The following is a 12017-nucleotide window of genomic DNA, read 5'->3' on the forward strand; positions in this document are numbered from 1 at the left end:
TTAGTTGTACATGGAAAGCTCTGTTTCCAGCTCCGGGCAGCGATTCACGCGAAACCGTTCATCCAGTTCCAGAATTTGGCTATGGCCCAGGCTGTCCTTGATGGTGAGATTGACTTTGGAACGACCGGGATACCTTTTTAGAATATCCCGTATCTGTTCCAGATTTTTTCTCGTGTGGCGGAGGGGACTGACAATGATATTCAGAGGCCCCTGATCCCCGGATTTGGATTTGCGCTTTTTGCCTCCAAGTGGGTCAATGCTCTGGGCAGCCACGCTTTTGGAGGATGTACGGTCATCCTCCCGGATGTTGGCTCGCACGGAGACGAAAACGCCCGGCTCCAAGCCTCCCTCCATTTCCTGAGCCTTTTCATAAACATCCGACCACAACAACACTTCTATGCTGCCGGTAAAATCTTCCAACGTCAGAATGGCGAATTTTCTACCGGCCTTGCTGATTTTGGGGGTGACGGAACGAACCATGCCGGCAATCTGGTGCTTCTGCTTGAGTTCGTGTGGTTCCAGCGTGTCAATGAGTCCTATGCGGGTATATTTTTCCGCATCAATGACACCGCGCATGGAGTCCAGGGGATGGCCGCAAAAATAAGCGCCCAACAGATCCTTTTCATCTCCCATACGCTGCTCCTTGGACCACTCTGGAACGGCAGGTTCATCCTTCACCCTGGGCGCTTCAAAGGTCATGTCAAACAGAGACCCCTGCCCCAGAGCCTTATCCTTATGTACCTGGGAAGCTCCGCTGAGGGCCAGGTCCACACGTTCGAACAGAACACAACGCGGCTCCAGCGTCCAGTCCAGCGCTCCCGCACGAATCAGGGATTCCAGAATCTTTTTGTTGACAGATTTGGAATCCAGCCTGTTACAAATGTCCTCCATACTGGAAAATTCCCCATTCTTCTCTCTTTCTTCCAGAAGAATCTGCATAGCCCCCTCTCCCACGTTCTTAATGGCCGCCAGCCCATAACGCACGGCCAGCTTGCCGGAGGGCATTTTCTCAGGAGTGAACTTGAGCATGGATTTATTCACATCGGGAGGCAGGATCTCAATACCCATGCGATTGGCTTCCTGAATGAACACTCCGATTTTGTCATTGTTCGCCTCATTAGACATCAGCCCGCAGAGGAATTCCACAGGGAAGTGGGCCTTGAGATAGGCCGTCCAGTAGGAAATATGCCCGTAGCAAGCGGAGTGGGATTTATTAAAACCATACCCGGCGAATTTTTCAATCTTGTCAAAGATAGCTGTAGCCGTTTTTTCATCAATCTGGTTTGTTTTCCAGCATCCTTCCACAAAGTGGGCCTTTTCCTTGGCCATCTTCGCCGGGTCTTTCTTGCCCATGGCGCGCCGCAGAAGGTCGGCCCCGCCAAGCGTATAGCCGGCCAGCAGCTTGGCCGCCGCCTGCACCTGTTCCTGGTAGATCATCACGCCGTAGGTTTCCCCACTGACCTGTTCCAGCAAAGGATGCTCATACTCCACCTGGCGCAGTCCCTTCTTCACTTCAATCATTTCATCCATAAACTGCATGGCTCCCGGTCGGTAAAGAGCCAGCAAGTCAATGATGTCTTCAATTTTCTGAATCCCGTAACGGCGGCAAGTGTCCACCATACCGCCGGATTCCAATTGGAAAACCCCCATCGTATCCCCCCTGTTCAGCAAGTCCAGGGTTTCCCGGTCATCCAGAGGGACGGAATCCAGTTTGAACTCCGGCACGCGCCAGCGGGCGTATTGCTCCGCATCATGCATGACGGTCAGGGTTTTCAAACCCAGGAAGTCCATCTTCAAAAGCCCCACTTCATAAATCGCGCTCATGTCGCACTGGGCGACGACAGCGGCATGAGGATCGGACAGATCGTCACGGGTAAGGGCCACATGCTCGTCCAGGGGACGGTCACCGATCACAACACCTGCCGCATGTACCCCCACGTTGCGGATCAAGCCTTCCAGGCGGGTCGCGTACCCCCACAATTCCGCATACCCCTCATCAGAGGCAATCAACTCCCTCAGCTCCTCGTTACTCTTGTAGCTGGACTGAAGAGTCACCTTGGGGCCGGTTTCGATAAGTTTGGAAATACGGTCCCCGTCCGCATAGGACATATCCATCACACGGGCTACATCCCTGAGTACGGACTTGGCCCCCATGGTGCCGTACGTAATAATGTGGGAAACAGCGCGCTCTCCGTATTTCTGCCGAACATAATCAATTACTTCCGGCCGGCGTGTCTGGCAAAAGTCAATATCAATATCCGGAGGGCTGACGCGTTCCGGATTTAGGAAACGTTCAAAGATTAATCCGAATCTCAGAGGATCTATGTTCGTGATTTTCATGGCATAAGCCACCAAGGAACCGGCTGCAGAACCGCGACCGGGACCTACGGGAATGTCATGATCCTTGGCCCAGTTGATGAAATCCGCCGTAATCAGGAAATAGGAGGGAAATTTCAACTGGTTGATAATTCCAAGTTCATAATCCAGACGATCGCGCAATTCCTTATCTGCAGCTACACGTTCCTTTCCGTACCGTTCTTCCAGCCCCTTATAGCATACTTTACGCAGGTATTCTTCGCGCGACGACCCGTCCGGCGTGCCGAATTCGGGGTATTTCTCTGTACTGGTGGAATCCAGTTTGATGGCAACATTGCACCGTTCCGCAATTTTCAACGTATTTTCCACGGCCTCCGGATAATCCTTGAACACCTCCCGCATTTCCTCTGGAGATTTCAAATACACTTCCGTGGAATAGCGCATGCGTTTTGGGGAAGCCAGTTTTTCGTTGGTTCCGATGCAAATCAGAACATCGTGCATGTCGTGATCTTCCTTCCTGAGGAAGTGCACGTCATTGGTGGCAACAATGGGGGTATTGGTCTTGCGGGCGATACGCACCAGCTCCGGCAGGCATTTTTTCTGTTCCTCCATGCCATGGTCCTGAAGCTCTACAAAAATATTGTCGTCCCCAAAAATATCCTTTAGCGCCAGAAGGGCTTCCTCTGCTTTTTCAGGCTGGTCATTGAGCAGCCACTCATTAAGCGGTCCGGCAATGCATGCTGTACAACAGATGAGGCCCTCATGAAATTCCCTCAGGGTTTCCATATCCACGCGGGGTTTATAATAAAAGCCTTCCAAGTGGGAACGGGACACCAGTTTAACCAGATTCTGCCACCCGGTTTCATTTTCCGCCAGCAAAAGGAGATGTGTGTATTTGCGGCGGCCGGGAAGCTGTTTTTTCACGCTGATGGGCGTCGGGGAAAGGTAAACCTCGCAACCAAAGATAGGCTTTACCTCCTGCTTCTGCGGTCCTTCCGGATGCTCCTTGTTCCAGGCGGCCACGGATTTATTGAGGCTGTTTGTCTCCATGACCAGTTCAATGGCTCCGAACAGATTGCCGTGATCCGTAACAGCAACGGCGGGCATCCCCATGCGGGAACACTCAGCAATGAGGTCCTTGATATGGACTGCGCCGTCCAACAACGAATATTCCGTGTGATTGTGAAGGTGTACGAAGGAACCGGGCATGGATGGATCCTGTAAGCGGTTAATAAAGGAAATCAGCGGTGAACAGGGCATTCGGCCTTCATGGCTTCCACGCATTCCCGGATAAGGTCCGGGCCGCGATAAACGAAGCCGGTATAAAGCTGCACCAGGCTGGCTCCAGCCTTGATTTTGGCGACGGCGTCCACCCCGTTCATAATGCCTCCAACGCCAATGATCGGAATACGTCCTTTCAATTCGGAAGCAAAAGCTCCAATAACTTCCGTGGACCGTTCCGTCAGAGGAGCGCCTGACAGGCCGCCTGCTTCTTCATGCCGAGGATTGGCCTCTACCCCGACGCGGGAAAGAGTCGTATTCGTAGCAATAAGACCATCCAGTCCCTCATCCAGAAAAACGCGGCTGAGCTCCGCAATATGCTCATCTGTCACATCAGGAGCCACTTTCATAAAAATGGGCACATGGCGCCCCGTTTCCGCAGCCAAGTTGGATTGCTCCGATTTCAGGGAAGCCAGCAGACGGGCAGCGGGTTCCGCCGCCTGAAGGTCGCGCAGGCCTGGCGTATTGGGAGAAGAGAAATTAATGGCTATATAATCCGCCACAGGCCATGCCGCACGCAGACAAGTAAGGTAATCCTGGGCGGCATCCTCATTGGGAGTTATTTTATTTTTCCCGATATTGACCCCCAGAACACCGTGAAAACGAGTGGCGGAACGAATGTTTTCCACTCCGGCGGCAATACCTTCATTGTTAAATCCCATCCGGTTGATAATAGCTTTCTGGGGAATCAGCCGGAACAGGCGGGGCTTTTCATTGCCCGGTTGCGGCCGGGGCGTCAGCGTACCCACTTCCACAAAACCGAATCCGGCCTGGCCAAAAGCGCTTACCGTATCCGCTTCCTTGTCCATTCCGGCGGCAAGTCCCACCCGGTTGGGGAATTTCATCCCCAGGATTTCCACAGGATCAGAAGGAACTTCCCCCATTACTAGAGGTAGTACACGCATCTTTTCTGCCAGGCGCAACCCCCACAAGGTCACCTTGTGGGCAGTTTCCGGATTCATTTGGAATAATACACTTTTAGCGGCGGAATATAAGGCGGGTGACACAATGCGGGGAGTGTATCACACCCTCTTTTAGGGTCAAGAATGGGAAGCGTCTTGCCGGGATGATTTTATCCGGTACAATTCCTTGCCATGAACAGGAAGGAATGCCTCTCATCCTGCCGTCTGTACGGTATTGTAGATATGGGATATACAGCTGAACATCAACTACTCCCTGTAACAGAAAAACTATTGGCAGGCGGCCTGCGCATTCTCCAGCTAAGGGCAAAAAACCATAACCCGGAACACATTGAAAATATGGGGCTCCAGCTTGCCCCCCTGTGCCGTAAATACGGCTGTCTTTTCATCATCAACGATTATCCTGAAATTGCCCTGAACATCGGCGCAGACGGCGTCCATCTGGGACAGGATGACGGAGACTTGGCATCCGTAAGGGGGCTGCTGGGAAAGGATGCCGTTATAGGACGGTCCACGCATAGTCCTGAACAGGCCTTGGGTGCATGTGGAGAGCAGGCGGACTATATCGGGTTTGGGCCCTTGTTCCCCACGGGTACCAAACCGGGAAGACAGGCCATTGGCCTGGAAGACATCGCAAGCGTACAGCAACAGCTACCGGAAAATTTCCCTGTCTTCTGTATCGGCGGCATCAATGGGAACACACTGCCCTCCGTACTGGAGGCGGGGGCAAACAGGGTAGTCATCGTTTCCTGGCTGCTTACACACCCCGACATCACGGGAACAGTCAGAACTCTCAGAAAAGAACTGGGAGAAGCGTAACGAAAAACGCACACCCCCAGCCATGTTATCCCTGCCTTTCCTCTTCCTCCGGAGACAGAGCCGGACGGGAGATCAGAAAAACGGCGGTATTCACAATCATCTGCAAAATGTGCTCCTGATCCTTCATCCACGGTTCCTTTTCTTGAAGATCCATGCACGCGACATATTTCCCCAACGTAGCATGGAAGATGGAACTCATGATATGCGCATGCCAAGATAAGGAAAGCTCATCATCCCACGGACAGAATCTCCGAATTCTTGCTATCATCTCCTGGATAGATGGAGCATAAAATTCATCATAGATTTTTCTTCCCAGATATTCCGGCTCCTGCGGCAAACGCCACAATAAACGGACATGATCCGGCCCTCCCAGGCTCTCATCCAGAAATAGCCGGAAAGCAGGTTCTATAAATGCACGGGCATACGCCCTCAGGGACGGATGAAGATCCGCCTCTTTCAGCATCTTCATGCGCGCTTTCATCAGAGGTTCCGCATATTGTCTGTAAACAGCCAGATACAGTCCCTCCTTATTCTCAAAATAGTAAACGATAGAAGCCAGATTAACTCCTGCTTCAGAAGCGACCGCCCTCATGGTCACGCCATTAAATCCCCTGAGGGCAAAAAGCTTCTGTGCAGCACGGAGGATTTTGCCGCTGGTTTCCGCAGAACGGTCGGACTGGGATTTGCGGGTAGAAGACATCTCCTCAACAATCAGACAATGCGCCGCCTAGCGGGAAGAACGGCTTGAGCCGATGGCTTTTACCAACTGTTCCATGTTTTGGGAGGACTGAATAGGCTTGCCGTCCTTGTCCACCAGAATCATGGTAGGGATACCGCGTGGAGCCACCTTCTTGGCAAGCTCCGTCAAATCCTCTTTCAACAGGATAGGCCATGGCATGTTATTGGCAGCAGCCCATTTTTGGGCGGCATCCAGGTTCTGGTCCAGATTGCACATGATTACTTCCACATCCGGATTATCCTTTACCACCCTGTTATAGGCCTCCACGCTGTGAGGCGCATTCCGGCAGCAAGGACCGCACCAGCTTGCACTGAAATACAAAATGAAATGCTTGGGATTCAATTTCCCGTCCCTCTTTTTAAGTTTGCCGTTTTCAAGCATGTAAGTCTTTCCCTTCATCTCCTCCGCCACAGGGCCGGACGGCATGGACGACCATTCTGCAATAGGCTTGCCGATAACTTCCTTGTGTTCCTCCAGCCATGCGCGATCTTCATCGGAAAGCTTTTCCAGCGGCATCGTAATGGGCTTTTTAGCCGTCGTCACCAATTTGACGGTCTTCATATTCAGGGCTACTGGACGGGCTTCCACCGTACTGCCCGTATTTTTATTAGTCCAGGTGCGAAGGGAAGGATCATCCGCTACTCCGGAAGAATCCGCCCAACAGAGAGAGGACCCCATCATGAATGTGGATGCCAATAAGATACACCAAGATGAAAATTTCATACACATAATGCTAATATACTATTTCTTATCTTCCATGTCGAGAAGCTGATTCCAAAATTTGCCTGGCCCGGGCATGTCCCGGGTCGCGGCGCAGGGCTTCCGCGGCAGCGGCAGCGGCCTCACGGTACCGCCCATTGCGGTAAAGCATCACCGCAAGAGTGAAAGGAATATCCGCATTTCCCTTTTCCAGGGAAGAACAGTTTTCCAAATCCTGCAAAGCCTGCTCCAGCCGGCCCACTTTTTCATTCAACAGAGCACGGTTAAACAAAGCACGAATAAAGGAAGGCTCTATTTTTAAAGCTTCGTTAAAGGATTCCAAAGCTCCCGACTCATCATTATTTTCAATCTGGCCCAGTCCCAGGAGATACCACAGATTGGCATCCCTGGGAGCCAGGCGTACAGCCTCTTGCATCTGATCCACCGCCTCCCGGCTGCGGCCTTGAGAAGCCAGGAAAACGGCATAATCACGGTGCACCACGGATGAAGTGGCATCCCATTTCAAAGCTTTGGAAAACCACAATTCCGCAGTTTTCACATCCTTACGGCTAATGGCTATCTGGGCCAGCTTCATAGCTCCGGAAGGCTGGTCCGCCTGGTGCAAAGCGGCAGCAGTAAGCTCCTTCATTCCCGGACTGTCCGGAGGCAGGGAATCCCGGAGAGCCCATTCCGCCTGCAAGCGCACGACCCTGAACGGATCATTAAGAAGTTTGCCCGCAGCAGGATTACCCACTCGCCCCATCACTTTGGCGGCGGCGGCTCGCGTCAGAGGATCCGGGTCCTTAACCGCCGCCGCGGCCACTTCCTGGACGGCGGGTTCATGAGCCCATGCATCCATCAAATCCAATAACGTAGCGCGCCATGCACCCACTTCCTCCCTCTTAAAACATTCCATAAGCAGAGGCAAAACATCTTCCTTTCCTTCGTAGGCATGCTGAACGGCCCTGGTCCGTTCCCTGTACTGCGCCATTTTGGGTTTAGCTCCGTAATATTTCTTTACCGCCTCCGCAGCCCATTCATTGCTTTTTTCCTCGTGGCACATGGTACAGGCATTCGGAATCCCCAACTCTACGCTCAGCAAAGGATCAGGAGAATTGAAAGAATGATCCCTGCGGGGGTCCCGAGCCATATACAGGCTTTCCGGCATATGGCATTCCACACACCGGGCACCCATGCTGGACTGAGGACATGGCGTATGCGTAGCCATGTCAATAACGGGAGCTTTTACGCCGTTTACCGCTTCTCCAGTACCGTGACACCTCAAGCAGAGCGTATTATCTTCTTGAGGAAGCTTCAGTGTTCCCGTATGCGGATCATGACAGTCCAAACAGGTCACTCCCGCCTTGCCCATACGGCTTAACCTCAGACCAGTCTCGCAATAATCCTCATCCCTTTGCATGCCATTGGGCCAGAAAACGCCGGGCTGCACGGGAAGCACCAGTTGGAAATGATTGTCAAAACGGTCACCTACGGCAAAATCATGATCAAATTCATCCCTCCGGGCATGGCAGGAAGCGCAGTTATCATGAATCTGCTGTGGCGTCAGCTTGTTCCTGGTGGAAATCATGCAACCCGTCCCCGCCTCCGGCTTGTCCAGCAGGGGGCCGTGGCATTGAATGCAAGTCACTCCGGGTTCCGTCCAGGTAGAAGCATACCGATCTTTAACAGGATCATAATTCTTATGGAACAAAGACATGTGGCACCACGCGCACTGCGTGTTCCAATTCATGCCTCGTCCTGTCCAGTGCCCCCAGTCTCCCGGCTGGCGGGACTCCTTGCCGAAAATATCAAACCATTCTTTGCGGTTCACGTCCCATGCAGCGCTCAAGGTATGAAAACCGCCGTCCTTGGCAGGAACCAGATACTGCACCAGGGGAATTCTCCCTGTGGCCCATTCCGCGCGCCAGGAGGTTGAAGACTGACCGTCATGGACCATGCGCCCGTGACCATTCGTAGAGAATTGGAGAATGCTGCCATGAGCGTCCAGCTTCATGTTATGGAACGCTTCAGATTCCCATTGATCTCCCAGTTTGCGGAATGCCCAGGCATGGTCTGAACCGGCCCACTGACGGAATTCCTTTTCATGACATGCTCCGCACTGCATGGAAATAGGCACCTCATTCTGGTCCCAGTGCTCACTGCCTCCTGAAAAAACAACCGGCTGCGCTGCCGCTCCAGAACGTCTGTCCATCCAGGCCTTCACCATTGTGCCCAGTCCGATCAAAGCCCCAAGAACAACGAGGAGAACCACCCATTTCTTCATGGAAGGGCGGTTCACAGGGGCATCAGCAGATTCAGGGGCGGACATGGCGGAAATATTCTGCCATATCATACGCGCTCCACCAAGGAACTTTTACATCAGGCAGCACAGTCCTTGACATGCCCAGTCCGTAAACGGCAGATTATTCCTCCTCTTCCAGGACCTCCTCCCGCATCAGGGGAGTAATCCGGGTCACGGTACAGCGCTCCACACCGCCATTCTCCGTCCGGGTCACCTTGAATTCCAGCCCTCTATAGCCGACAGTATCTCCTTCCTCCGCAGGAGCTTCCAGCAAATTAAGAATCAGGCCCCCTACGGTGTCTATTTCCCCGTCCTCCAAATCCATGTCCATGGCCTCCCCCAATTCCTCAATGCGTGCCAGACCGGATACGTCACAGGAGAAGCCCACCGCATCCCTAGACAACTCCGTTAGCACTTTAATGCGGCCTCGGTCCCAGCCCATTACTTCGGAAAAAACATCCGTCAGGGTCAAAAGTCCGGAAGTCCCCCCGTGCTCATCCAGAATAATGGCAAGGCGCACATTGTCCTTCCTCATGATTTCCACCACATTGTCAAACTTCACCGTTTTGGGAACCTTGGGTATGGCATGAATGTATTCAGGAGTCAGAGCCTTTCTGCGGAACATGATACGGAACAGATCGCGGGCATGCACCATGCCCACCACATGGTCCAGATCACCGCGGTAGACAGGGTAACGCGTACGGCGAGTGCGACGCACAATTTCCCGTATCTGCTCATGTTCCGCCCCTTCTGGAATGGCGTCTATCCTGACGCGCGGGGTCATGACCTGGTGTACATACAGATCATCCAGGTCAAACAAGCCGTCCATGATGCGGCCGGATTCCTGCGGCAACGCCCCGTTCTCATGGCTCTCTTCAATAATATACTGGAGTTCTTCCGCAGAATGGTAGTGGGACTTGGATTCATTACGGTCCACACCCAGCAACCCCAGAAAGAAATTGCCCAGGGCATTCATACCCACTACCAGAGGATACAGGCAGAGCTGGATCACGTACATGGGCATCGCAATGATGAGGCAAAGCTTTGCGGCGTACTGTAGGGACAGCGCCTTGGGCACCATTTCCCCAAGAACAATATGCAGGTACGTCAGCACCGCCACAGACAGGATGCTGGCTGCGCCATGAGCCACCAGCCAGGAAGCCCAGCCGTACTGCGCCAACCATTCATGAAGCCATCCGGCTACCGCATGCTCTCCGTACATACCCAACCCCAGACTGGCGAACGTGACGCCAAGCTGCGCCGTAGCAATGTAGCGGTCCTGTAACCGGGGCGTTTTCAATATCTGGGAAACGCGGCGCGCCACCATGTTGCCGGACACACCCATCTGCTCCAATGCCGCACGCGGAGCGCCAAGCAACGCGAATTCTGCAGCCACAAACAGGCCGTTCAGCACAATCAGCAACAGAATAATGAAAACCGTCATCATGCATCCACCCCGCTTTCCATGGCAAATTCATTTTCCTTTCTCTCCGGAGGCAGCAGCAGGATAGAGGAAACACGGTTATGGTCCATCTTTTCCACCACAAGCACGCGTCCGGCAATAATCAGGCGGTCCCCATCCTTCGGAATGCAGGACATGTGCTTGATCACGCAGCCGCCCACAGTAGTGGCGCCATTCATCAAAAAGGGTACCAGGCATTCCGCCTTATGGGCACGCATCATGCCGGGGATGCGCACGGAACCATCCGGAAGGGTTTCCACCTTTTCCCCGGAACGGATGAATTCCTCATCTATATCTCCCACCATTTCTCCCAGCAGACGTTCCAGCGTCACCAGCCCCACAAACTTACCGTATTCATCCAGAACAAAGGCTTCCTTGGCCCTGTCTTCCCGCAAACGGGCCATCAGCATCTCTACCGTCTGCATTTCCATCACGCATGGCACCTGCCTCAGCATGGAACGGAGAGGAGGCAGAATTCCCTTTTCCGCATAAGCGGATACCATATCTTTAATATGCAGCATGCCAATGACAGATTCACGGTTCCCTTCATACACGGGAATATGGGTATGAGGCCTATCTGCGATCATATTCAAAATATCTTCCTGTGTGGCATCCACATCCAGGCAAACAAGCTGAAAACGGGGAATCATAATTTGTTCCACCGTTCGTTCCGCCAGGGACAAAGCGCTGTGCAGCCGTTCATGCTCATCTTCCTCCAACATCCCGCCCTGGTGGCTTTCATCCAGCAGCATATTAATCTCCTGCTGGGAGTGGATGTGCTGATGGCCGCCAGGTGGGAGCCGGAACAGTTTAAGAAGCAACAAACCGCTTCCATTAAGAAAGTCAATGAACCATGCGAAGAAAGCCAGTGTCCATCGCATGGGATAATAAGTATACAAGGCCGCCTGCTTGGGAAACTGAAGAGCCAGGGATTTGGGCATCAATTCTCCAAGAATTACCTGAAAAACCGTCAAGCCTATCAGTACAACAAGAGCGGCTGCAGAATTGGCCATTACGGAGTCCATCCCACCAAACCGCTCAAACAGAGGGAACAGATAGGCGGCCAGTTCAACCTGTCCGTATGCGCCCAGAACCAGGCTGGAAATGGTAATGCCGAACTGGCAAGCCGCAATGTAGCGGTCCAGCTCTTTTGTATTTTCCAAAATCTTAAGCAGATGAACAGCCACCCTGCTGCCGTTCTCCGCCATTTCCCGGATCATGTTGCGGCGTACGCTCACTGCGGCGAATTCTGCTGCAACATAAAAGGCGTTGACCAGAATCAGAAAAAGAATAACGAAAGTGACAAAAAGAATCATGTATGGCAGGGGTGTCCGTAAAACGCAACGGGCATCCGCATCATAGGAACCGAAAAAATCCTGTCAAGAACGGGAAACAAAAAAATCTGCCATGCGGAAAGAGCTCCATTCCTCCCGTCCCTTTCCAGCATTCCAAACTTTCTCCTTCCGGCACAGGTAAAAA

Annotated in this window: 8 protein-coding genes; 1 reads left to right on the forward strand and 7 read right to left on the reverse strand. The window is 52.8% G+C overall.

The window, feature by feature from the left end; all coding sequences use genetic code 11:
* Positions 1-3525, reverse strand: coding sequence for a DNA polymerase III subunit alpha (gene dnaE / locus AMUC_RS02085; protein ID WP_012419428.1), 3525 nt, complete (start codon positions 3523-3525; stop codon positions 1-3).
* A 32-nt stretch (positions 3526-3557) separates the two neighbouring features.
* A complete protein-coding gene (locus AMUC_RS02090; protein WP_012419429.1) occupies positions 3558-4604 on the reverse strand; it encodes a quinone-dependent dihydroorotate dehydrogenase in 1047 nt (348 codons plus the stop codon).
* A gap of 87 nt (positions 4605-4691) precedes the next feature.
* Between AMUC_RS02090 and thiE the strand changes: the two genes are divergently transcribed.
* Complete coding sequence (gene thiE / locus AMUC_RS02095) at positions 4692-5336, forward strand: thiamine phosphate synthase (RefSeq protein ID WP_012419430.1); 645 nt, start codon at positions 4692-4694, stop codon at positions 5334-5336.
* Between the two features lie 25 nt (positions 5337-5361).
* Here thiE and AMUC_RS11770 read toward each other — a convergent pair whose 3' ends face one another.
* The 5 genes from AMUC_RS11770 to AMUC_RS02120 form a co-directional block, all read right to left on the reverse strand.
* Positions 5362-6036, reverse strand: coding sequence for a TetR/AcrR family transcriptional regulator (locus AMUC_RS11770; protein WP_012419431.1), 675 nt, complete (start codon positions 6034-6036; stop codon positions 5362-5364).
* A 27-nt stretch (positions 6037-6063) separates the two neighbouring features.
* Entirely contained in the window at positions 6064-6798 is a 735-nt protein-coding gene (locus tag AMUC_RS02105) for a thioredoxin-like domain-containing protein (RefSeq protein ID WP_161994233.1), read from the reverse strand.
* Positions 6799-6823: 25 nt separating this feature from the next.
* Positions 6824-9103, reverse strand: a complete 2280-nt coding sequence (locus AMUC_RS02110) for a tetratricopeptide repeat protein (protein ID WP_162610401.1) — start codon at positions 9101-9103, stop codon at positions 6824-6826.
* Positions 9104-9197: 94 nt separating this feature from the next.
* Positions 9198-10523, reverse strand: a complete 1326-nt coding sequence (locus AMUC_RS02115) for a hemolysin family protein (protein ID WP_012419434.1) — start codon at positions 10521-10523, stop codon at positions 9198-9200.
* Positions 10520-11854 (reverse strand): hemolysin family protein, encoded by a 1335-nt coding sequence (locus tag AMUC_RS02120; protein ID WP_012419435.1) that lies wholly within the window; start codon positions 11852-11854, stop codon positions 10520-10522. The genes AMUC_RS02115 and AMUC_RS02120 overlap by 4 nt, the downstream gene beginning before the upstream one ends.
* Positions 11855-12017 lie beyond the last annotated feature (163 nt).

This window comes from Akkermansia muciniphila ATCC BAA-835, assembly GCF_000020225.1.
Lineage (GTDB): Bacteria > Verrucomicrobiota > Verrucomicrobiia > Verrucomicrobiales > Akkermansiaceae > Akkermansia > Akkermansia muciniphila.